At 29.0% G+C, this 23,714-nt stretch carries 18 protein-coding genes; 15 read left to right on the top strand and 3 right to left on the bottom strand.

Going from position 1 to position 23,714, the window contains the following annotated elements; translation table 11 throughout:
• The first annotated feature begins 189 nt into the window (after positions 1–189).
• Entirely contained in the window at positions 190–462 is a 273-nt protein-coding gene (locus tag HCG70_RS11625) for a hypothetical protein (protein ID WP_042403065.1), read from the top strand.
• Positions 437–2,353: a hypothetical protein gene (locus tag HCG70_RS11620; protein WP_052330775.1), complete on the top strand. Its 1,917-nt coding sequence runs from the start codon at positions 437–439 to the stop codon at positions 2,351–2,353. The genes HCG70_RS11625 and HCG70_RS11620 overlap by 26 nt, the downstream gene beginning before the upstream one ends.
• A gap of 230 nt (positions 2,354–2,583) precedes the next feature.
• On the opposite strand, the gene HCG70_RS11615 is transcribed toward HCG70_RS11620, so the two are convergent.
• Entirely contained in the window at positions 2,584–3,423 is an 840-nt protein-coding gene (locus HCG70_RS11615; RefSeq protein ID WP_221697809.1) for a DUF6518 family protein, read from the bottom strand.
• 440 nt (positions 3,424–3,863) lie between these two features.
• Between HCG70_RS11615 and HCG70_RS11610 the strand changes: the two genes are divergently transcribed.
• The 4 genes from HCG70_RS11610 (at position 3,864) to HCG70_RS11595 (ending at position 8,877) form a co-directional block, all read left to right on the top strand.
• Positions 3,864–5,834 carry a family 78 glycoside hydrolase catalytic domain gene (locus tag HCG70_RS11610; protein ID WP_221697808.1) on the top strand — a complete coding sequence of 657 codons (1,971 nt, stop codon included), beginning with the start codon at positions 3,864–3,866 and terminating at the stop codon, positions 5,832–5,834.
• 24 nt (positions 5,835–5,858) lie between these two features.
• The gene (locus tag HCG70_RS11605) at positions 5,859–6,173 is read left to right on the top strand and encodes a PTS lactose/cellobiose transporter subunit IIA (protein WP_221697807.1); all 315 of its coding nucleotides are present in this window, start codon (positions 5,859–5,861) and stop codon (positions 6,171–6,173) included.
• A 259-nt stretch (positions 6,174–6,432) separates the two neighbouring features.
• Positions 6,433–7,170 (top strand): DeoR/GlpR family DNA-binding transcription regulator, encoded by a 738-nt coding sequence (locus HCG70_RS11600; protein WP_055291255.1) that lies wholly within the window; start codon positions 6,433–6,435, stop codon positions 7,168–7,170.
• A 252-nt stretch (positions 7,171–7,422) separates the two neighbouring features.
• Positions 7,423–8,877 carry a glycoside hydrolase family 1 protein gene (locus HCG70_RS11595; protein WP_221697806.1) on the top strand — a complete coding sequence of 485 codons (1,455 nt, stop codon included), beginning with the start codon at positions 7,423–7,425 and terminating at the stop codon, positions 8,875–8,877.
• A gap of 44 nt (positions 8,878–8,921) precedes the next feature.
• Here HCG70_RS11595 and HCG70_RS11590 read toward each other — a convergent pair whose 3' ends face one another.
• Positions 8,922–10,115, bottom strand: a complete 1,194-nt coding sequence (locus tag HCG70_RS11590) for a helix-turn-helix domain-containing protein (protein WP_195952915.1) — start codon at positions 10,113–10,115, stop codon at positions 8,922–8,924.
• 175 nt (positions 10,116–10,290) lie between these two features.
• Here HCG70_RS11590 and HCG70_RS11585 point away from each other — a divergent pair, with 175 nt between their 5' ends.
• The 6 genes from HCG70_RS11585 to HCG70_RS11560 all read left to right on the top strand — a co-directional run bounded on the left by HCG70_RS11585 (position 10,291) and on the right by HCG70_RS11560 (position 20,122).
• Entirely contained in the window at positions 10,291–11,721 is a 1,431-nt protein-coding gene (locus tag HCG70_RS11585) for an MFS transporter (RefSeq protein ID WP_195952914.1), read from the top strand.
• Positions 11,722–11,848: 127 nt separating this feature from the next.
• On the top strand, positions 11,849–13,225 hold the full coding sequence (locus HCG70_RS11580; RefSeq protein WP_195952913.1) for an MFS transporter: 1,377 nt from the start codon (positions 11,849–11,851) through the stop codon (positions 13,223–13,225).
• 38 nt (positions 13,226–13,263) lie between these two features.
• The gene (locus HCG70_RS11575) at positions 13,264–16,023 is read left to right on the top strand and encodes an alpha-L-rhamnosidase (protein WP_221697805.1); all 2,760 of its coding nucleotides are present in this window, start codon (positions 13,264–13,266) and stop codon (positions 16,021–16,023) included.
• A complete protein-coding gene (locus HCG70_RS11570) occupies positions 16,016–18,385 on the top strand; it encodes a glycoside hydrolase family 3 C-terminal domain-containing protein (RefSeq protein WP_221697804.1) in 2,370 nt (789 codons plus the stop codon). The genes HCG70_RS11575 and HCG70_RS11570 overlap by 8 nt, the downstream gene beginning before the upstream one ends.
• A gap of 484 nt (positions 18,386–18,869) precedes the next feature.
• Complete coding sequence (locus HCG70_RS17810) at positions 18,870–19,109, top strand: helix-turn-helix transcriptional regulator (RefSeq protein WP_221697812.1); 240 nt, start codon at positions 18,870–18,872, stop codon at positions 19,107–19,109.
• A gap of 104 nt (positions 19,110–19,213) precedes the next feature.
• On the top strand, positions 19,214–20,122 hold the full coding sequence (locus HCG70_RS11560; protein WP_042399288.1) for an ROK family protein: 909 nt from the start codon (positions 19,214–19,216) through the stop codon (positions 20,120–20,122).
• 81 nt (positions 20,123–20,203) lie between these two features.
• Here the strand turns inward: HCG70_RS11560 and HCG70_RS11555 are convergent, their stop codons facing one another.
• Complete coding sequence (locus HCG70_RS11555; RefSeq protein WP_042399291.1) at positions 20,204–21,073, bottom strand: LysR family transcriptional regulator; 870 nt, start codon at positions 21,071–21,073, stop codon at positions 20,204–20,206.
• Positions 21,074–21,269: 196 nt separating this feature from the next.
• Between HCG70_RS11555 and HCG70_RS11550 the strand changes: the two genes are divergently transcribed.
• From HCG70_RS11550 to HCG70_RS11540, 3 genes are read left to right on the top strand one after another with little or no spacing between them, the layout of a single operon-like run.
• Positions 21,270–21,641, top strand: a complete 372-nt coding sequence (locus tag HCG70_RS11550; RefSeq protein ID WP_042399294.1) for a hypothetical protein — start codon at positions 21,270–21,272, stop codon at positions 21,639–21,641.
• Positions 21,638–22,207 carry a UbiX family flavin prenyltransferase gene (locus HCG70_RS11545; RefSeq protein ID WP_042399296.1) on the top strand — a complete coding sequence of 190 codons (570 nt, stop codon included), beginning with the start codon at positions 21,638–21,640 and terminating at the stop codon, positions 22,205–22,207. The genes HCG70_RS11550 and HCG70_RS11545 overlap by 4 nt, the downstream gene beginning before the upstream one ends.
• A complete protein-coding gene (locus HCG70_RS11540) occupies positions 22,200–23,681 on the top strand; it encodes a UbiD family decarboxylase (protein ID WP_172684725.1) in 1,482 nt (493 codons plus the stop codon). Before HCG70_RS11545 ends, HCG70_RS11540 begins: the two co-directional genes overlap by 8 nt.
• Positions 23,682–23,714: the final 33 nt, after the last annotated feature.

The following is a 23,714-nucleotide window of genomic DNA, read 5'->3' as shown; positions in this document are numbered from 1 at the left end:
TAAATTGTTTATATTGCTTATTTTAGGGAATAATTATAATATAGAAATGATTGAAAATCACATAGCAAATCACAGGGTAAATCACATATAAAATAAAAAAATAATAGTTTTATTATCTTTGTGAATAGGTATGTGATTTTATATGTGAATACGTATGTGATTTATACCTAAAAGAAAGGAGTTGCGGAGGTGAAGTATATAAAACCTAAAAAAGAAAATAAGAAAAAGGTTTCTTTGGAATTATCAACAAGAACACTTGCTATATTAGAGCATTACTCTAAATACACTCAATATAGCGAAGAAGAAATACTGGATATGTTTTTATTAAACCTATTAGATGATACTAATTTTATAGAATGGGTTAATAAGCAAAGATACAATAAGAAAATACTTGCTTCATTGTATGATACTATTAGTGATTCGGAGTTGAAAAATAATGAAACTAAAGAGATTGTCAGATAAAACTGTTAGTAAAGTAAAAGTTATTCCACCTATTACTCAAGAAGAAGTTAATCAGAGGGAAATAGACTATACCACTTTATCAAAGATGGAGTTTTCGAGAAAATATGGATACCTTCTATATACCCCAGTAGAATTAGTTGTTGATAAAAAATCTTATAACATTCAAACTAACTTTTGTGCTAATCCCTTTTGTAAATGGTATGGTAAAGAGCAATTAAAGTATAAGAATCTAAAGGGGAATCCTTCTCGATATATGATTACAGGAAAGAGTTTTAAATCAATAAAGTGTAATGATATTAATGATGATACTATTGATAAACCTGTAATAAGAAGTTATGCGGCTCCTTATTCAAATTGGGCAATGGCAGAAGAAATTAAAAGGTTAATAGATATTAATACTACAGTTCCTATTGAGCCAGATTATATATTCCATAAAGAAGATTGTTGTGAAAAAGATTTAAATCCGCTTGATAATCCTGATAGTTTTTATAGACGTGGCAAAAGTTCAAGCAACTCTCAAAAGTATCAGTGCAAATTATGCAAGAAAATTGCAAATGTCTTACCAGAGCAGAAGGAATGTTTTACTTACTATCAAAAGAAGAATGATATACTACCTCTGTTTATGAAACTAATACTAAGTAGAACTCCTGTAACAAGAATATGTGAAATATTAGATATTGGCAGTAGCACTTACTACAATAAGTTAGAATGGCTATATAGAAGGTGTTTAGAATTTCTTGAGCGATATGAAGATAAGAAATTAAAGAATACTCATTTTGATACATTATGGCTTAACACTGATAAATTCACTTATCATCTTAACAATGTTAGAAAAAAGGGACATGGTAAAAATTCTATTTTAGAAAAAGAGAAACCTTTGTTTCCTACAAGTATTGTAGCGACTACGGATTCGAGAAGTCGATATATATTTAGAGCAGATGTTGCTTTTGACTTCACAACCTCCGTAAACGAAGTTAAAAATGACTATATAAAATATAAGGAAGATAAGTTGAATACATATTTGCAAAAGACAAGTAAGTATAAAGTATCTAAAATAACTAATGATTCTACTTTAAGTGAATTGGAACTTTTTTTAAGAGATTTAGAAGTTAGACAATCGTATGTAGATGGATTTCATGTTAATTCAACATACACTACTTATGCACATCATTGGCTAATAAATAAATTATTGAATGTTGATAAATTATTTATAGTTACAGATGAAGATACTGCCTTACTGACTTCTCTTTTGAGGATACATAAAGAAGGTATTTCTAAGAATGATACTCATATTTTTACCTGCAAGGTTGATAAAGAATTAGATAAGAATGAGGCATATAAACAATATTTAACTCATAAAGAAAATATTAAATTATGGCAAGAGGCTAATAATTTAAAAGATGGTTTAGGTAAATCAGCCATAGACCTATTGGCTCATACTATATTTAATAACGATATATATATAACACAAACAATTAACGAAAAAGATTATGTTGTTGGAACTAATGATTCTATCCCCCATCCATTTCCTTATAAGGATGAAGGAAATAGATATATTAATTGTGTTACAGATTTATCTAACCTTAATTGTTATGAATTAGCAGAGATAATGTACAGAATAGATTTGAGGTCTATAAACACATTTTTCAATCAAATAAGAAGAAAGGTGTCTATATTAGAAAGACCATTGTCAGGAGGCAGAGGGGAAGGGAAAAGTTATATATATGCTAACTTCAACCCTAAATATGCTCAATATATGATAACTATTCTAAGAACATATTTAAACTTCTGTGAGACACATAAATATAAAGGTGAGGAAGTAACGCCTGCTATGAGGCTTGGGATAGCAAAAAAGAAATATAAAATAGAGGATATATTATATTTTAAATAAGTATAATACTAAACATTATAAATTTAGTCTTTGTTTTTAAAATATGCAAATAACTACAACATAAAAAGATGTCCAAATGTTATCAAGAGTAAATTTTTAAAAAGATACTAAAAATCAAATCTTTATATATTATATATGTGTAGTATGTAATATTAATAAAGTCCAGCAAATTGCTGGACTTTATTTCGCAATTTAAAATTGTTCGCTAAATCAACTCTACAAATTGGAAGTTATTCCATTTTCCATGCTCCGCCTTTGCTCTCGTAATAGTTTTGCAATGCATGGACTACTTCTGGAATAGTTTTTAAGGAATTAATATCTATTTCCTCATAAACTGTTTCGTCACCCTCAATTTCTAATATTTTACCGTCATCCCTCATTTTTATGTAAAACACCTCAGTTTCACCGCCTAATTCGCAAGTTATAGTAGATTCCATTGTAATACTTTGAGAAGTCGTTGGGAACAGTATGAAGCCGATTAACGCAACAACGATTAATACAAACACAAATATACATTTCTTATCTACTTTCTTAAATAGCACCACGAACATAATGAGAAGAAATATAATACCCAAAATGCTGTTTTCTAAATTTGTCTGCGAATAGTAGAACTTCATGCAGTTGTTAATCGTATCAACTAACATCCCCGCAACAGGAAGTGCATACAACACACTACCCCAAACTGTCTTTTTGTTCCAATAGAACAAGACATAAGCTACAAGTCCGCAAAAAACAGCTATACCAATCCAGTGGAATAGATGGTTCCATTGGAGAAACTTATCAACTGTTACATTTGGGGTAAAAAAATCAATGATACCTTGTAACAAATAATAACTGATACACATACTGGATAAATATGAGAAGGTATTTATCATTGCATTTTTATTTGAAGAACTAAAGTAAATCACAAATGTTGTTGAGAATATCCAAAAGCCAAAAGAGCTTGCAATAGAACTCCAACCCCATAAATCATCATTAGGATAAAAATTCAATAATTCAGTAATCAGACCAATAATTGCACCAAAACATATTACCTCTATATATGATTTTTTCGCATACTTAGATTTCATGTCTTTCCTCCTTTCAAATTTATAACAATTGTTCATTACTTGTTTAATATTATTATAACACAATTTTCTATTTAATCTCAAAAATTCCTTCTATTATTAATATATGTATAACAAAAGATTCCAAATCAAATAAATGATTTAGAATCTTAGTGATTTATTATGTGATTTAGTATGTGATTATTACTGTGATTTGTTATGAGATTTTATATCTTTGCACCTCAAAACGGAACCCGTTGGAGTTTATCATGCTCTTTTATTTTTTATAAAATAAATAGAATTATAGTAAACGTATAACATATGTCAGAAATGGTTCCTTTAGTGTGACATTTATAAGCATAGTTAACTAGTAAAATATGTAATATTATATAAATGAACAGAGAAATAAAATATAAATTATTTAGAAATTTAATTTTAAATAAGTATATAATGGGAGGAATTTAATGAGGCAGGAGAAGACTTATTTTCAAGGAGACTGGATTTCAAAGGTACCTAGAAAATACAAAGAAGATACGTCAGATTATTATGAAGATAATCCCAATACATTAATAAGAAAAGTTTTTAAACTTAATAAAGAAAATAAAAGATATTATTTAAATATTGGATGTCTTGGTTATTATATATCATACATTAATGGAAAGCGTGTTGGTGATTATGAATTGAATTCAGACTGGACACAATATGATAAAACAATATATTACGATAAGTATGACGTTACAGATTTATTAACTAATGGAGATAATATAATAGCAATTGAGTTAGGGAATGGAATGTATAATCCATCACCATTAAAGTTATTTGGAAAATATAATTTGAGAGATAAACTAAGAGGAATTGGTGAACCCAAAATAATAGCCAACATACAAAATGATGAAGATGAAATTATAGTATCAACTGATGAAAGTTGGAAGGTTGAAGATGGTCCATTAATATTTAATAACTTATATTTAGGAGAAAGAATAGATAATAGACTATACAAAGAAAATTGGAATTTAGTTGATTTCGATGATGATGATTGGACTCAAGCAATTATAGATAATAGCAAAAAGGGTGAATTAGTTTTAAGTCATATTCCTAAAATAAAAAGAAAAAGAACGTTAAAACCCACAAGCATTATAGAAAATTGTAGAGGAAATTTACTAGTTGATTTTACAGAAACTTTATCAGGAGTCATTAATATAGCATTTAAAGGCATAGAAGGAAAACATATTAAACTTATTTATGCTGAAGATGTAAACGATAGTAATGAGGTTGATTGTACTTCTACATTAGTTGGACATGTTGGTATGTATTTAAAAGAAGCAGATATAACATTTACTGGTGGAGCTGGAGCACCTAAAATGGCAGCTCAACAAGACGAAATAATAGCTATATCTGGACTAAATCAATATACTAATAAATTTACTTATCATTCATTTAGATATGTTGAAATAAGTGGATTATCAAAAGAAGATTTAATAGATATTGAAGCAACTTATGTTTATTCAGATGTAGAGATTATAGGTGATATAAATACATCAAGTGAATGGCTAAATACCTTATATGATATTGCGCAAAAAACTAAGTTAAATAATATTCATTCAATATTTGAAGATTGTGCAAGGGAAAGATTAGGTTATGGTGGTGATATAGTTGCATTGGCACCATCTAATTTATATATGTTTGACTTAAGAGATCTTTATAAAAAGATAATGTTAGATTTTAGGCAGGATCAAACTGAAAATGGTGGAATACCTGAAACTGCACCTTATATGGGAATTCAGTCTAATGGAACAGGACAAGGGGAAGGTCCAATATTATGGCAGTTTGTTTATCCTTATATAGTATATAAATGTTATCAATATTATGGAGATAAAGAATTATTAGTTAATGAATATGAATATTTAAAAAAGCAAATGAACTATTTAATTAATATTGGGATAGATGGTTTAGAAGATAAATGTTTAGGGGATCATGGTAGTCCTGAAACTTATGAAAATTTTAAGGTAGGAACACCAGATAAAAAATTAATTGCACATTGTACTTATGTTTTATTCTTAAAATACAATATATATTTTGCAAAATTAATGGATGATTTGATTTATGAAAAATATGAAGAAGAATTAATTAAATTAAAAAAAATTATTGATGATAAGTTCAGGAATCAAGATGGAACTTATGGAGATAAAACACAAAGTGGATATGCATTTGCTATTTTTTCGGGAATTTGCATTAAAGCTTTACCAGTTGCAGAATGTAAAAATGTAATAGATACAGTGGATATAGTTTTACTTGGGCCACAAGTTAGATTCCAAAAGCCACAAATAGAAGCAATGGCTAATGGAAGAATTCCAGTAGAGGTTATTGATATGAGATTTTATGGAACTATGAATGGAAAAGGAGTTCTTGAAAGTGCTTTAGAATTAATTAAATAATTATAGTAATGGAGTGGAGTTTAAATGGAAAGTTTAGAATTAGTAGCATTTGAAATAATAAGTAACGTAGGAATGGGAAAATCATTGGCCATTGAAGCTATTAGAGAAGCTAGAAAAGGTAATTATGAAGAGGCTAATAAAAAAATTGAAGAAGCAAAAGAGTTTTTATTACAAGAACATCATAGTCATACAAGCTTAATACAAAAAGAAGCAGCTGGAGAAAAATTAGAATTTTCTTTAATAATTATGCATGCTGAGGATCAATTAATTAGTGCTGAAACTATAAAGGATTTAGCTATTGAGATTATAGAGATGCATGAGGATTTAAGTAGTAAATAGCTATAAAATACTGTTCACGGTTATAAAATGTGGGCAGTATTTTTATATTATCTTTAAGATATGATAGAGAATAATATTTAAATAATTAATTTAAAAGGAGAAAAGTATGAAGTTTGAAAAGATAAGGCTATGGTATAATGTACTTATTAAGTAGTTAAAAAATCATAGACAATAAGTGTATTGACATCTAAATGAAAGAATGTTACCATTTTGTTCATATAGTGAACAGTTTGAATAAAAAATAAGTAAGGTGAATAAAATGGTACTTATAGATAGATGGATAGAAATTTCAGAGTTTGTAAAAGAAAAAAAATATGCTTCAATAGATGAAATAATGGAAAAATTTCAATTATCAAGATCTACAGTAAGACGTACTTTAATAGCTATGGAAGAAAAAAAGCTATTAAAGAGAGTTCGTGGTGGAGCTGAGGCAATAGAAGAAGTAGATGCAATACTTCCAATGGATTTTCAAGAAGTATTTAATGCAAATAAGGAAGATAAAATAATAATTGCTAAAAAAGCAGCAAGTTTAATACAAGATAATGATGTAATATTTATAGATTCAGGATCAACATGTTTTTATATGATTGATTATATAAAAGCTAAAGAGATAACAGTTGTTACAAATGGAATAATGCATATTCAAAAGCTTATGGCAAAAGGGATAAATACTTATATTTTAGGTGGTTATGCAAAGCCAGAAAAGAACTTAATTATGGGCGAAGATATGGTAAATAAGATAAGTGTTATGAACTTTGATAAAGCCTTTTTAGGGACTATGGGAATAGATGCAAGAAGTGGATTTACTACAATGATGTTAGAAGACGGAGAAGTTAAAAAGGCAGTTATAAAATCATCAGATAAGTGCTATATATTAGCTGATAAATCAAAGTTCAATGTAAGAAAATTCTACACCTATGGTGATTTTACAGAAGCTACAATTATAACAAATTCAGAAATTAAGTTTGAAGAAGGAAAAGCAAAAATAATATATTAGATAAATATGAAAAGCTGATTTATCAGCTTTTTTTTGTGCAAAAAATATGAGAAATATAAGTTTTTTAGCGGGAATAAGGTATAGATAAATTCAGAATTCAGAATGAACCATTTGAATTCTAAGTGTGGAAATGATTCTTATTATGAACTGAATGTGAATTATTGTATTGACAAAAGTTCAATATATGAATAAAATAAGATCATAGAGAATAAATAAATTAATTAATGAGTGGAATAAGGGGAGGAATTATTTATGAGTAATATTAAATTTCCAGAAAACTTTTTATGGGGAGGAGCTACTGCTGCAAACCAATTTGAAGGTGGATATAGAGAAGGTGGAAAAGGTTTAAGTACATCTGACGTTATGACAGGAGGAACACATACTACAGCAAGAAGAATAACTCCTGAACTTGAAGAAGGAACATATTATCCAAGCCATGAGGCAATTGATTTTTATCATAGATATAAAGAAGATATAGCACTATTTGCAGAAATGGGATTCAAGACTTTTAGATTATCTATAAATTGGACAAGAATATTCCCTAATGGAGATGAATTAGAACCAAATGAAGAAGGCTTAAAATTCTATGATGATGTATTTGCTGAATTAAAAAAATATAATATAGAACCATTAGTAACAATATCACATTATGAAACACCATTTGGATTAACAAAAAAATGGAATGGATGGTTAGGAAGAGAAAGTATAGATTGCTATTTAAGATATTGTGAAACTATATTTAATAGATATAAGGATGTAGTTAAGTATTGGTTAACATTTAATGAAATAAATATTTTAACTCATGGACCTGCAGCAGCATTTATGGGTGCTGGAGTAATGTTTGATGATATAAGAGAATTAAAATTTGGCGCATCTGAAAATAATCACTATCAAGAATGTTTCCAAGCTTTACATCATCAATTTGTTGCAAGTGCTAAAGCTGTTCAATTAGGACATTCAATAAATCCAGATTTTAAAATAGGATGTATGATTGCATTTGGAAAATTATATCCATATACTTGTAGTCCTGAAGATGTTTTATTAGCACAACAACAAGAAGAGTTTTCAAATTACTTATGTGGAGATGTACAAGTTAGAGGTGCATATTCAGGATTTGCTAAACGTTTCTTTAGAGAAAATAATGTAGAAATTAAAATGGAAGAAGGCGATTTAGAAACTCTTAAAAATGGAACAGTAGACTTCTATACATTTAGTTACTATATGACAAACTGTGTAAGTAACAATCCAGATGTTGAAACTACAGGTGGAAATTTATCAATGGGATTAAAGAATCCATACTTAGAAGCTAGTGATTGGGGATGGCAAATTGACCCAGTAGGATTAAGAACTACTTTAAATGAAATTTATAACAGATATCAAATTCCAATGATGGTTGTTGAAAATGGATTAGGTGCAGTAGATACAGTAGAAGCTGATGGTTCTATTAATGATGATTATAGAATTAATTACTTAAAAGCTCATATTGAACAAATGAAGGAAGCAATTGGAGATGGGGTTGAATTATGGGGATACACTCCATGGGGATGCATTGATTTAGTAAGTGCAGGAACTGGAGAAATGAAAAAGAGATATGGATTTATCTATGTTGATAAGAATAATGATGGTACTGGAACTTTAGATAGAGCAAGAAAGAAGAGTTTCTATTGGTACAAAAAAGTAATTGGCAGCAATGGTGAAGAATTATAAAAGATAAATTGGTTTTGATAAGATAAGCAGCTATTTTTAGCTGCTTATTTTGCATACTTTTTTCTATATTCATTAGGTGTTAAATTATAATTCTTTTTAAATACATTTTGAAAATAACTTTGACTGGAAAAGCAAAGATAATTACTTATTTCACTGATTGATTTATCTGTAAATTTTAAAAGGCCTTCTGATTCTTCCAATTTTTTAGTCATAATGTAAGTGCTAAGTTCAATATTCATTTCTGATTTGAAAGTTCTAGAAATAAATGATCGACTACGATTAACATGATCAGCTACATCACTGACAGTAATATTTTCGTTAGTTTTAGTTGAAATATACTGAATGCATTTATATACAATATTAGACACCTTATCAGGTAATTTAGTTGAGTTTACTCGTTCAGTAAAATCATACATCATTTGTGATGCAAGATTATTAATTAATGTAATATCATTTAAGTGTTCCATTTGCTGAATATAAGTATCACTTAGTTGATAGGCAGTTTCTATTTCTAATCCTCCCTTGATAGCAGCTCTAGTTATTAATGTAGCAGAAGTTACAAATATATTTTTAGATTGTCTAATATTATCAAGAGCAATTATTCCAGCATTTAAGTTAACTTTATTTCTTAAGAGTTTATTTAACCCATTTAAATCACCTTTTTCAATATAACTTAAATATAATTGTTCAAATTGATAAGTATTATGCATATTTTCATTTTCTTTAGATTCATAGCTTGATTTAGTATAAGCTTTAGATATATAAGATTCATAATTTTTATTTTTATATCCAAAAATATCATCTGTAGTTAAATTATCATTGTTACATAAAAAGTTAATGAAACATAATATTTTTAAAAATTTTTCAAAGGAAATTAAGGCATGATTATCAAAATAGTATTTTAAATCTAAGCTTGTCACAGAAGCATTTTTAAGGGAACTCAATATTGACTTTAAAGTATTCGAATTAGGTTTAGTGCTACTAATTGGTCCAATAATAATAGATGAATTAGTATTTTTTATTTTTACAATTCCGTAATACATATATTCAGATGTAACTAAAAAAGAAAGAATATCTTTTGATGAAAGCAAATCTTTTTCATAGGGTTTTACTAAGAGGTAATCTAAAGTATTATATGATGGAGTTGAAGATATCATATTATTTTCATAGTAGGAAATTGGGATATTTAATATGCCATATAAATGATTACAAAAATCTAGTATAGTTTCTTCGTACAAAACAATCACCTCAAGCACAATTTTACTAAAAAAAGCATTAAATTACAATACCAAAATGTAATCGTTTGTTAATATGTAAATAGAACAAAGGAATACGTTATCATAAATTATTGATAGCTTCATATTAATTTGATTAAAATCATTGGTTAATAACCAAGGGGGATGGAGGAGAAATATGGATATTAATGTAAAGGAAAACAAGAGAAAAGGCTTTAGAATAAGGAAGGAGCTAGGTGTTGATAATTTTGGTGTTCAAAAAACTATGAGATGGTATCACTTTTTAGGTGATGGAACAACTATGCTAGCATTAAATGCACTATCAGGGCTAGTTGGTATGTTAACATACTTTTATACTGATAAGATAGGTTTATCAGCTGGGATAGTTGGTACGATTTTATTAGCTACAAAATTTTGTGATGCTTTTACAGATTTATTTATGGGAAGAATTGTTGATAAAACAAAATCAAAATGGGGAAAAGCTAGGCCATGGTTTTTGTGGATGTCTTTACCGATAGGACTTATAATTATTGCACTATTTTGTATTCCTGCAAATGCATCAAATACTGTAAAAAATATCTATGCATTTATTACTAATATTTTAGCAACTGCAGTAATTTATACTGCTATAGCAATACCATATGGTTGTATAATGGCGACACGTACAAAGAGTATAGCTGAAAGAAGTACAATGGGAATAGTTCGTTCTATATTTGGATATATAGCTGGAATGGTTATTTCTATTTTATTAATTCCAATAACAAATATGTTAGGTGGAGATCAAGCGGCTTGGATTAAAGTTGCAATAGTATTCGGAATTATTTCATTTATTTCATTAATAATAACTTTTGCTACATCTAAAGAACAAGTTGTTGATGTAAAGGAAAATGCTGAAGTTTTAGAAGATGATATTTCATTTAAAGAAAGTATAGTATTATTGTTTAAAAATAAGTATTGGGTTATGATGCTTGTAATTATGTTGATTCTTAATATAACTTATTCATTAAGTGGATCTACTGGTGTTTATTATACAAAATATATTTTAGGTAACGAAAATTTAGTTGGAATAATGGGGGCAGTAGGATTAATACCAGTATTTGTTGGATTTGCTTTAGTTGGACCAATGATTAGATTTTTTGGTTTGTCGAAGACTGCCAAAGTAGCATTCTTAATAGGAATTGCGGCAAGTATAGTACGTGTATTTACTCCTTATAGTTTTATGTCAGCATTGATAGGTGGAGCATTTATAACTTTTTCAACTATTCCTATGATGGCAGTTGGTGGAGTATTAGTAAACAATACTATTGAATATGGTGAGTGGAAATATGGAAAACGTATTGTTGGTATGACAAATAGTGCAAGTGGTTTTGGTTCTAAAATAGGTTCTGGATTGGGAGCAGCAATGATAGGATGGTTCCTAGCTTTAGGTGGATATGATGGAACATTAGCTGTTCAATCACAAACAGCAACTAATATGATTTTATTTATTTGTGTTTATTTACCAGCAATATTATTAGTAGTTATGTATTTAATTCTTAGAAAATATGATTTAGATGAAAAATATCCTCAAATAGTAAAAGAATTAGAAGAACGTAAAGCACAAAAATAGGTTTTAGGGGATAATAAATTTCCTATTAAAAACATATTTATATGAATTAGCACAAATTTACAATAAATAAAATAGATTTTCTTGTATTATAAAGTAAAGGTTTAAATTGGTGGAGGGAATTATTGCTATGGATATTAATTTAATAGGGAATAAATTGGTTCCAAAACAAGAGAATAGTATGAAATGGTATCATTTCATAGGTGATGGTTCAACTCAGTTTGGATTAAATGCCATAACTGGATTAATAGGAATGTTAACGTATTTTTATACAGATAAAATAGGATTATCTGCTGGAGTTGTAGGAACTATATTATTAATTACAAAGATAATTGATGCATTTACAGATTTAGCAATGGGAAGTATCGTAGACAAAACTAAATCAAAGTTTGGAAAGGTAAGGCCGTGGTTTTTGTGGATGTCTATTCCTGTTATAGTATCTATAATAGCTATATTTTATATTCCTGCCAATGCAACACCTTTATTTAAAGGATCTTATGCATTAATTACAAATATAATAGCAACAGCAATAGTATATACTGCTGTTGCTATACCATATGGATGTTTAGTTGCAGTTAGAACTAACAAAGTTGAAGAACGAAGTAAAATGGGGATAATAAGGTCAATATTTGGATATATATCAGGAATGATTATTTCAGTTGGATTAATTCCAATAACAAATATGTTGGGTGGAAATCAAAAAGCGTGGATTATAATATCAGTTATATTTGGAGTAATTTGTTCATTGAGTTTTTTAGCTACTTTTGCTGTATCTAAAGAAGATGTAGAAAAAGAAGAGAAAGAAGAAAAAATATCATTTAAAGAAAGTTTATCTTTATTGTTTAAAAATAAATATTGGGTAATTATGTTTGTTGTAATGTTTGTTTCAAATATTGGATATTCACTAAGCGCTTCAACAGGTATATATTATGCAAAGTATGTTTTAGGAAATGAAAATTTAGTTGGAATAATGGGAGCTATAGGATTAATTCCAGTAATTATTGGATTTGCAATAATAGGGCCTATGGTAAAGAGGTTTGGATTAGCATCTACTACAAGAATAACACTTCTTATTGGGATTATAGCTAATATAATCAGAGCGTTTATTCCATATAGTTTTATAGCTACATTAATATGTGGAGGAATAACTACTTTTGCCACAATACCGATGATGTCCATTGGAGGAGTTTTAATAAATAATACTATTGAATATGGTGAATGGATTCATGGAAAAAGGATAATTGGAATGACAAATAGTGTTAGTAGTTTTGGAGCAAAGATTGGAGCAGGTATAGGAACTGCCATGATTGGTTGGATTTTAGCAATTGGTAATTATGATGGTAGGTTAATAGCACAACCACATTCAGCAATACAGATGATATTGATATTGTGTATTTATTTACCGTTAGTTTTATTTATAATAATGTATTTAATCTTGCGTAAATATGATTTAGATAATAAATATCAACAAATAATAATGGATTTAGATAAAAGAAAAAATGAATAAATTAAATAAGGACAAATATATAGCAAGGGGATGGAAAAATGAAAATAAGAGATTTAAAGATAGAGTATAGAAAAAATCCAATTGGATTAGATGAAGTTAATCCTAGGTTTTCATGGAAAATAGAATCTAATGAAAAAGATGTTGTGCAAGATGCATATGAAATTAAAGTATATAAAAATTCAGAGTTAGTATGGAATACTAATAAAGTTGAAAGCGATAAATCAATATTAATTAAATATGAAGGTAAGAATATAGAGCCTAGCACTATTTATATGGTTAATATAACAGTTTGGGACAATAAAGGAAATAAATCGGAGATAAAAGGTAATTTTGAAAGTGGATTACTTAATGGAAATAATTTTAAAGGAAAATGGATAACTCATACATTAGGTGAAGTAGAAGCATGCCCAGTTTTCGAGAAGAAATTCAAAGCTGATAAAAAAGTTTTAAGAGCACGTATTTATGCAACTGCACTTGGACTTTATGAAATTGAATTAAATGGAGAAAAAGTTGGAGAAGCATTCTTTACCCCAGGATGGACAAATTATAAAAAGAGATTGCAATATCAAACATATGATGTAACAGAAAAAATTAATAAGGAAAATGAGATAAAGATTACTGTAGCTGATGGATGGTATAAGGGAAGATTTGGATTTATGTATCAATCTAATCACTATGGAGATAGAGTTGCAGCGTTAGCAGAAATACATGTCTGGTATGAAGATGGTAGTAAAGAAATTATACACACGGATAAAACTTGGGACTGTACTACTGGAAAGATTAGATATAGTGAAATTTATAATGGAGAAATTATAGATTCTACAATTTTAGAAGAGAGAAAATTACCAGTAGAAATTATCAGTTATGATAATAACAAATTAGTTTCACAAGAATGTGAATATGTAAGAGTAACAAAAAAGTTAAAGCCTAAGAAGTTAATTAAAACACCAAAAGATGAAATAGTTTTAGATTTTGGACAAAATATTGCGGGAATAGTTGAATTAAAGATAAATGGACAAGAAGGACAGAAAATAGTAGTTAAACATGCAGAAGTTCTTGATAAGGATGGTAATTTCTATACAGAAAATCTTAGATCTGCTAAAGCAATGGATACTTTTATATGTAAGGGTGGAGAAGAAACTTTTATGCCACATTTTACTTTCCATGGATTTAGATATATTTGTGTAGAAGGAATGGGAGAAGATCTAAACTTAGACGATTTTACAGCTTGTGCTCTTCATACTGATATGGAGGAAACAGGGGAATTTTCTTGTTCTAGTGAATTGGTAAATCAGCTACAAAGTAATATACAGTGGGGACAAAGAGGAAATTTCTTAGATGTTCCAACTGATTGTCCGCAAAGAGATGAACGCTTAGGATGGACTGGAGATGCTCAAGTTTTCTGTAAAACAGCAGGATTTAATATGAACACAGCATTGTTTTTTAGTAAATGGTTAAAGGATTTAGCTTCAGAACAAACTATTAAATTTGGAGTTCCAGATATTGTTCCGAACATATTAGGTGATGAAAAAGATGGAACAGCTGCATGGGGAGATGCTGCAACTATTATTCCATGGAATATGTATAAAATATTTGGGGATAAAAAGATATTAGAAACTCAATATGATAGTATGAGAGATTGGGTTGAATATATAGATAGTAAGGCTGGAGAAAGTCATCTTTGGAATAAAGGATTCCAATATGGAGATTGGCTTGGATTAGATAAGGAAGAGGTTAAGGTTACTGATAGAACAGGAGCAACAGATGTTTATTTAGTTTCAACTGCATTCTTTGCACATTCAACAAAAATTGTAGCAGATACAGCTAAGCTATTGGGTAAAGAGGAAGAGTTTAAAAAATATATAAGTTTATATGAAAAAATAAAAGAAGCATTTAATGAAGAATTTATTACCAAGACAGGAAGATTAGTAAGTGAAACACAAACAGCTTGTATCCTTGCATTATATTTTGATCTTGCAAAACCAGAATATAAAAATAGAATAAGAGATACGTTTATAAATAATTTATCAGCACACAAAAATCATTTAGCAACCGGATTTGTAGGAACTCCTTATATATGTCATTTATTATCTGAAATGGGTAGACATGATTTAGCAGGAATATTACTTCTTAATGAAGATTATCCATCATGGCTTTATTCAGTAAAGTTAGGGGCAACTACTATGTGGGAGCGTTGGAATTCAATGAAAGAAGATGGGACTTTTGATGAGTCTGGAATGAATTCATTTAATCATTATGCATATGGTTCAATTGGTGATTGGATGTATGAGAAATTAGCGGGATTACAAATAATTGAGCCTGGATATAAAAAGAGTAAAATAGCTCCACAATTTATAAAGGGAATAACTAATGCAAAGGCTGCAATAGAAACTGTATATGGTAGATTGTCTTGTAGTTGGATATGCAAAGGTGGAAAGATAATAGTTGATATAGAAATACCTGCTAATACTACAGCAATAATTACTCTTCCAGAAAAGAAAGATTCATTTGAAGTTGGTTCAGGTATTTATCATTATGAATATGAAACAGATACAAATTTAGAAGTTGAAAAATATAGTATGGCAAGTACATTAGGATTTTTATTCGAAAATGAAGCAGCTGTAGATTTAATAGAAAAATATGCTCCAGGATCAACAAGTAATCCAATGATTAAAATGGCATATGATCAAACTATTTCAGAGCTTATGGCATATGTGCCAGCAGAGGGAATTGGATTATATGAAATGGCTATAAAGGCTGCAAATGAAGCTGATAGAAAGGGGAAAAGCAATGTCTAGTTTAAAAAATAAGAATATAATAGATAAAATGTCACTAGAAGATAAAGTTAAATTATGTTCAGGAGCTGATTTTTGGAATACAGAAGAAATGGATGAATATGGAATAGGGAAAATATCAATGAGTGATGGACCACATGGACTTCGTAAACAAGAGGGTGCAGGTGATCATTTAGGAATTAATGATAGTGTGCCAGCAACTTGCTTTCCGACAGCATGTTGCTCAAGTTCAACTTGGAATGTAGATCTTCTTGAAAAAATGGGAAGAGCAATAGCTGAAGAGGCATTAGAATATAAGGTAGATGTTGTTTTAGGACCAGGAGTTAATATAAAAAGAAATCCACTTTGTGGTAGAAACTTTGAATATTTTAGTGAAGATCCATATGTTGCAGGAAAATTAGGGGCGGCTTGGATAAAAGGAGTTGAAGGGCAAGGTGTTGGAACTAGTTTAAAACATTTTGCTGGAAATAATCAAGAAAATGAAAGATTATCATCAGATAGTATAATAGATGAAAGAACACTAAGAGAGATTTATCTAGCACCATTTGAAATAGCAGTAAAAGAAGGAAAACCAAAGACCGTAATGTGTGCTTATAATAAAATAAATGGAACTTATTTAAGTGATAACAATTATATATTGAGGGATATATTAAGAGATGAATGGGGATTTGATGGAGTTGTTGTAACAGATTGGGGTGCAATGAATGATAAGATAGAAGCATTTAAGGCTGGTCTCGAATTAGAAATGCCAAGTAGCGCAAAAATGTTTGACAAAATGGTTATTGATGCTGTTAATGATGGAAGTTTATCAGAAGACTATGTCAATGAAGCTGTAGATAGAATATTATCATTAATTAAGCAATGTACTTTAGGTAGAAGAGAAAACTTTAAATTTAATAGAGAAGAACATCATGATTTAGCTAAAAAAATAGCAATTGAAGGTTCAGTTCTACTTAAAAATGAAAATAATATATTACCGTTTAATAAAGATAAAAAGATTGCTCTTATAGGTGCACTAGGCAATGATGTTCGTTATCAAGGGGCAGGATCATCTCATATTAATCCAAGCAAGCTTATTAGTATAGTAGACGGATTTAATAAAAGTAGAGTTAATTTTAAATATTGTCCAGGTTATGAAATGAATGGGGAAGAAAATATTGAGTATGTGAATGAAGCTATTGAATTAGCTAAAAGTTCTGATATTTCTGTAGTTGTTATAGGACTTCCATCTGAATATGAATCAGAAGGATATGATAGACAGCATATGAGAATTCCTGACAGTCATGTAAAGTTATTAGAAGAAGTTTATAAGGTTAATAATAATGTAGTAGTTATACTTTTAGGTGGTTCTCCTGTTGAAATGCCATGGATAGATTCAACAAAGGCTATATTAAATATGTATTTATCAGGACAAGCAGTTGGAGATGCTTGCATAGAATTATTATTAGGAAATGAATGCCCAAGTGGGAAACTTGCAGAAACTTATCCTATTAAATATGAGGATAATCAATGTTCACATATTTATGGAATTAATCCAAGACAAGCTGAATATAGAGAAGGAATTTATGTTGGATATAGATATTATGAAAAAGCTAATAAGAATGTAAGATTCCCATTTGGTTTTGGATTAAGTTATACAACATTTGAATACTCTAATCTTAAGGTTTCAAATTCTAAGATTAATGAAGGAGAAAAACTTACTGTAAAATGTAGTGTGAAAAATACAGGGAAAGTTTTTGGCGCTGAAGTTGTTCAATTGTATGTTTCAGATAAAACTAACTTAGTGTATAGACCTATTAAGGAGTTAAAGGGATTTAAAAAGATATTTTTAAATCCAGGTGAGGAAAAAGAAGTTGATTTTGAATTAGATGAAAGGTCATTTGCTTATTATGATGTTAAGTCAAAGGATTGGAAAGTATTACAAGGTAAATATGAGATATTATTAGGAGCTTCAAGTTTAGATATTAAATTAAAAGCTGATGTTGAAGTAATTAGTAGTAGCGAGAGTTTAAATGATGATAATTTACCAGAATGGTACTTTAAATTGCAAGGATATCCAACAAGAAAAGATTTTGAAAAATTATATGGTAAAGAAATTAAACCATATAAATTACCAGCTAAGGGTGAGTACGATTTAAATTGCTCATTAAATGATCTTAGATATACCAATGCTGGTAGTATGATGCTCGAACAGATGAGATCCAATATGTTAAAGGGGTTTGGGGGAGATGAAAATAATCAAGAATTTATATTCCTTCAAGCAATTACATCAACCACTCCAATGCAAAGATTAGCACAACAAAGTGGTGATTCAGAGCTATATGAAACATTTAAGGGAATAGTACAAATGGCAAATAAAGAATAACGATTATAGGATGGCAATAGTAGAACTTATATTTCTGCTATTGCTTTCTATATATTGAGTTTAGAAAAAGATATAAAACAATATGAAAATTGTTGATTGGAGACAGAAGTTAAAATTTAAATGTGCTTTTGGACACGGATTTGAGGCAAGTCCAAGGTTGATATTGGAGGGGGGCATTGGTGTCCTGAGTGTGAAATGAAAAGTTGGAATTATGGAGAAAGGGCTAAACGAGATCCGTTTTTTGCCCAAGTATTGAATCAACTTCATGAAATGAATGAAGTGAGAGAATATCCAAAGAAGGTATAGGAGTTAAATTAATAATATAAAATAGGTAAATAAAATTGCTAAAAGATAATATGATTAACTTGTAGCAATTTTACTTATTTAAATGTTATTAGTTATATAAAATATTTTCTAATAAAGTAAGTTGGGGTACAGCTCCAAGCATGGCAATAGCTATTTATTAAGTTAGAACCATACGGAGATTCAAATTACAATTCAATACTTAAGTAAAATAATTAAGGAGTATACAGGAAAAACCTTTAGTGAAATAGTACAAAAAATAAAGATGGATAAGGCGAGTGCTCTTTTGTTAAATACTAATTTTACTGTAACTGATATATCATATATGGTAGGGTACGATAATAAGGAACACTTTATTAGAACTTTTAAAAAGAATTTTGGAGTCTCTCCAACTCAGCATAGAAAGGGTATTAAAAATTAAAAAAAATCAATTATTTTGAATAATAATAACAATTGGAAGTTAATTTAATATAAGTTAAAATGTAAGTAGAAGTTTTTAAAGTAGAGTGTGAGGGGGAAGTATTTATGGGAAATAAATATTTAGTTTTAGATATTGGTGGAAGTTCAATTAAATATGCGTTAATGACTGAGTGTGTTGAATTTTTAGAAAAAGGAAAAGTTGCAACACCACAAGATTCTATTGAAAGTTTTGTAAACGTTATTGGTGATTTATATGATAAATATAAAGATAAAATAGAGGGAATAGCAATAAGTATGCCTGGTTTAATAGACAGTAAAAATGGTTATGCAAGAACAGGCGGATGGCTTAGATATAATGATGATAAATATATAGTTAAAATACTTCAAGAAAGATGTCCAACTAAGATTACAATTCAAAATGATGCGAAATCAGCAGCTTTAGCAGAGGTATGGAAAGGAAGTTTAAAGGAGTATAATGATGGAATTGTAGTTGTTTTAGGCACAGGAGTGGGAGGAGCAGTAGTAAAAGATAGGAAAATACTTAATGGAAAGCACTTCTTTGCAGGTGAATTTAGTTATATATGGACAGATACTACATTTGCAATAGATAGTACTGATAACATGTGGGGATATGTTAATGGTGCATCAGCTTTAAATGGAGCAGTTGCAATGGCTAAAAACTTAGCTAAAGAAGAAGTTGATGGTTTTAAGGTTTTTGAACTTGTTAACTCTGGAGATAAGGAAGCTATAGATGTGTTAGATAAATTTACATATCAATTAGCAGCTCAACTGTATAACTTACATTGTGTTTTAGATACTGAAGTTATAGCTATCGGTGGAGGAATTAGTGAACAAGATATATTAATAGAATATATTCAAAAAAATATTGAAAAGATATTTGATAAAGTTCCCTTTGACATTCCAAGAGTTAAAGTGGTTAGATGTAAATTTAGAAATGATGCTAATTTAATTGGAGCATTATATAATTTTTTAGGATTAGAGGACAAGCAATAGTAAAAAAACTTCCTCCGGAGAAAGTTTATGAAATGAACTCTCGCCGGAGGTAAATTCATTTTATAGAGAGAAATAAATTCATTATTTGCTTAAATAGTCTTTAAAATTTTTTTCAATTTTAGATAATTTCTTATCCTTTAAATGAACTAAGCATAAATTACTATGTATTTTTTCTTTCAACAAAACAACAGAAATATTTTTCTTATCAAAACATTCTACAGTTTTTCTCATAAGTGGAGAAATACCCATGCCAGCAGAAACAAGACCTATAATATTTTCTATCCTACTATTAAAACAAACAACATTAGGCTCAAATGAAGCTTTCATACATTCACTTACAAAGAAATCATAAACACCAGAATTCTTTCCTAAGGAAATAAAACTTTCATTTGATAATTCAGAAATAGAAACATACTTCCTTTTTGAAAGGGGATGAGATTTAGGAACAATTAACACAAGTTCATCTTGAGCTAAAGGAGTAATATCTAAGTTCGAATAATCTAATGTGTCACTTCTTAAAAATGCAAAGTCTATTTTTTGAGAGAATAATAAATTTAATATATCAGCGTGCTCTCCTTCATGGAAAGTAAGTTGTAAATCAGTAACTGTATTTTTAAAACTTCCAATAAGTTTTGCAATATTATATTGATTTATTACTGGAATATATCCAATAGATAATTTAGGGAATGAAGAGGTAAATTTATTTAAATCAAGTATTAGTTCATCATAATTACTAACTATATTTATAGCATATTTTTTTAATGAAATACCTGCATCTGTTAACTTAACATGGCGAGTACATCTTTCAAAAAGTACACAATTAAGTTCACTTTCTAATTTTTTTATATGTTTAGATAATGAAGATTGAGATATACATAATTCTTCAGCAGCCAAAGAAAAGCTATTATATTTTTCTACACTTAAGAAGTATTTTAAGCTTTCTATATTCATAAGTTTATCACCGTCATTTCTGAAATATATTAATATTATATCACGATAATTATTAAGGAATGGACATATATTTCGAATTTATTCCAAAATGGAATAAATGTATATTAATTAAAGAATTGTTCATTAAGATAGTGTTAAATATAATTTGAGTATATAGTAGTAACTTTAAAAAACTTTGAGAAATAGGGAAAATTATATGATAAAAATAGAACGTTGTTATAAAAATATAAATATAAAATTAGAGGCAATATTCGTAGGTGATGATTTGTGTGCAGTAGTAACAGGAGGGGATAAGCCTCATGTTGGAGCAATATCTGTGTATTCAAAAGAAGAGGGAATAAAAACAATTTCTTTGAAAAATCATAAGGATTATATTATTGGAGAGATTTTTATAAACAGTATAAAAGATAGTTTTAATGGAAATATATCTGTGAGCTGTGGGATACATATAGATAATATATCAAAAGAGCAGATAGAAGATGTCTATGAATGTTGTAATAAAATTTTCCAAGAATCAAAGGTGGAACTTTATAAAGTTACTACTAATTTAAATGAGGTGGAAAAATGAATTTAGTTATAGGAGTTACTGGAGCAACTGGCACTGTATATGCAGTTAGGTTACTTGAATATTTAAAAGACATAGAAGAAATAAAAACTCACTTAATAATGAGTAAATGGGCAATTAATAATTTAGAAGTTGAAACAGATTATTCATTAGATTATGTTTATGATTTAGCTGACTTTATACATAATAATGATGAGTTAGGAGCTTGTGTTGCGAGCGGTTCTTTTTTAACCGATGGAATGATTATTCTTCCTTGTAGTATGAAGACACTAAGCAGTATAAGTAATGGATTTTCAACTACATTAATAGATAGGGCTGCAGATGTAATGATTAAGGAAGGAAGAAAATTAGTTATTTCACCTAGAGAAACACCTTTAAGTTCAATACATTTAGAAAATATGCTAAAACTTTCAAAGTTAGGGGTTAGAATAGTGCCACCAATGCCAGGATTTTATTCAAATCCTAAATCTTTAGATGATATTATAAATCATCATATTATGAAAATATTAGATCAATTTAATATAAATATAAGAAATGATTTAAGATGGAAGGTAAATGAGTATGAATAAAGTAGAAATTAATGATTTAAGAAGTGCTATTGAATACTTAAAGGATATTAAAGGACAATTAGTTAAAAGTGATGTTGAAGTAAATCCACATGGCGAACTTGCAGGGGTATATAGATATGTTGGTGCTGGAGGAACTGTAAAGAGACCAACAAAGATAGGGCCAGCTATGATTTTTAATAATATTAAAGGTCATAAAGACGCTAAAGTTATAATCGGTCTTTTAGCTAGTAGAGAAAGAGTTGGTATGCTTTTAGGTTGTGAATCTAAAAAGTTAGGTTTTTTATTGAATGAAGCAGTAAAGAATCCAATAAATCCAATTATAATAGAAAATGAAAATGCACCTTGCCAAGAGGTTGTACATTATGCAACAGATGAAGAGTTTGATATAAGAAAAATATTACCTGCACCTACTAATACAGAAGAGGATGCTGGACCATATATAACTTTAGGAATGTGTTATGCAAGAGATCCTGAAACTGGAGAAGGGGATGTTACAATTCATCGCTTATGTTTACAAGGTAAGGACGAATTATCAATGTTCTTTACACCTGGGGTAAGACATTTAGATGCATTTAGAAAAAAGGCGGAGGAAAGTGGAGAACCTTTACCAATATCTATTAGTATAGGTGTTGATCCTGCAATTGAAATAGCATCATGTTTTGAACCACCAACTACACCAATTGGATTTAATGAATTATCTATAGCTGGAGCAATAAGAAAGAAACCAGTTGAAATGGTAAAATGTTTAACTGTTGATGAAGCTGCAATTGCAAGAGCTGAATATGTAATTGAAGGTGAGTTAGTACCTAATAAGAGAGTAAGAGAGGATATGAATACAAACACTGGAAAGGCAATGCCTGAGTTTCCAGGTTACACAGGTGAAGCTGCTAAAGAATTACCTGTAATTAGAGTAAAAGCTATAACTCATAGAAAAAATCCAATAATGCAAACTTGTATAGGACCAAGTGAAGAGCATGTTAATATGGCTGGGATTCCAACAGAAGCAAGTATAATTCAAATGGTTGAAAAAGCAATGCCAGGTAGACTTGTAAATGTATATGCTCATCCAGCAGGTGGTGGAAAATATATGGCTATATTACAAATTAAAAAGAGTATGGCTAGTGATCAAGGTAGAGAAAGACAAGCGGCATTATTGGCATTATCAGCATTTTCAGAATTAAAAACTGTAATATTAGTTGATGAAGATGTAGATCCATTTGATAGTAATGATGTTTTATGGGCATTAAATACTAGATATCAAGGGGATATTGATACAATATTTATTCCAGGAGTAAGATGTCATCCTTTAGATCCTTCACAAAGTCCCGAATATAGTTGGACTATTAGAGATAGGGGGATAGCGTGCAAAACTATATTTGATTGTACTGTACCTTATGAATTAAAAGATAAATTTAAGAGAGCTAAATTTACTGAAGTGGATTTAGAGAAGTTTAAAATAGAAGATTATAAATAATAGTCAATAAGAGACATCAAAATAACTTTTGAT

The organism is Clostridium sp. K04, assembly GCF_019734375.1.
In the GTDB taxonomy this organism is placed as follows: domain Bacteria; phylum Bacillota; class Clostridia; order Clostridiales; family Clostridiaceae; genus Clostridium; species Clostridium saudiense.
Note: the sequence above shows the minus strand (reverse complement) of the source record. Positions and strands in the feature narration are given on the sequence as shown.

What these genes read in the sequence shown, in the direction of transcription:
- HCG70_RS11555 (WP_042399291.1), bottom strand. Translation starts at nt 21,073, where the DNA reads ATGAATATAGAAAGCTTAAAATACTTCTTAAGTGTAGAAAAATATAAT.
- HCG70_RS11620 (WP_052330775.1), top strand. Translation starts at nt 437, where the DNA reads ATGAAACTAAAGAGATTGTCAGATAAAACTGTTAGTAAAGTAAAAGTT.
- HCG70_RS11540 (WP_172684725.1), top strand. Translation starts at nt 22,200, where the DNA reads ATGAATAAAGTAGAAATTAATGATTTAAGAAGTGCTATTGAATACTTA.
- HCG70_RS11600 (WP_055291255.1), top strand. Translation starts at nt 6,433, where the DNA reads ATGGTACTTATAGATAGATGGATAGAAATTTCAGAGTTTGTAAAAGAA.
- HCG70_RS11595 (WP_221697806.1), top strand. Translation starts at nt 7,423, where the DNA reads ATGAGTAATATTAAATTTCCAGAAAACTTTTTATGGGGAGGAGCTACT.
- HCG70_RS11585 (WP_195952914.1), top strand. Translation starts at nt 10,291, where the DNA reads ATGGATATTAATGTAAAGGAAAACAAGAGAAAAGGCTTTAGAATAAGG.
- HCG70_RS11580 (WP_195952913.1), top strand. Translation starts at nt 11,849, where the DNA reads ATGGATATTAATTTAATAGGGAATAAATTGGTTCCAAAACAAGAGAAT.
- HCG70_RS11545 (WP_042399296.1), top strand. Translation starts at nt 21,638, where the DNA reads ATGAATTTAGTTATAGGAGTTACTGGAGCAACTGGCACTGTATATGCA.
- HCG70_RS11605 (WP_221697807.1), top strand. Translation starts at nt 5,859, where the DNA reads ATGGAAAGTTTAGAATTAGTAGCATTTGAAATAATAAGTAACGTAGGA.
- HCG70_RS11610 (WP_221697808.1), top strand. Translation starts at nt 3,864, where the DNA reads ATGAGGCAGGAGAAGACTTATTTTCAAGGAGACTGGATTTCAAAGGTA.
- HCG70_RS11570 (WP_221697804.1), top strand. Translation starts at nt 16,016, where the DNA reads ATGTCTAGTTTAAAAAATAAGAATATAATAGATAAAATGTCACTAGAA.
- HCG70_RS11550 (WP_042399294.1), top strand. Translation starts at nt 21,270, where the DNA reads ATGATAAAAATAGAACGTTGTTATAAAAATATAAATATAAAATTAGAG.
- HCG70_RS11560 (WP_042399288.1), top strand. Translation starts at nt 19,214, where the DNA reads ATGGGAAATAAATATTTAGTTTTAGATATTGGTGGAAGTTCAATTAAA.
- HCG70_RS11575 (WP_221697805.1), top strand. Translation starts at nt 13,264, where the DNA reads ATGAAAATAAGAGATTTAAAGATAGAGTATAGAAAAAATCCAATTGGA.
- HCG70_RS11615 (WP_221697809.1), bottom strand. Translation starts at nt 3,423, where the DNA reads ATGAAATCTAAGTATGCGAAAAAATCATATATAGAGGTAATATGTTTT.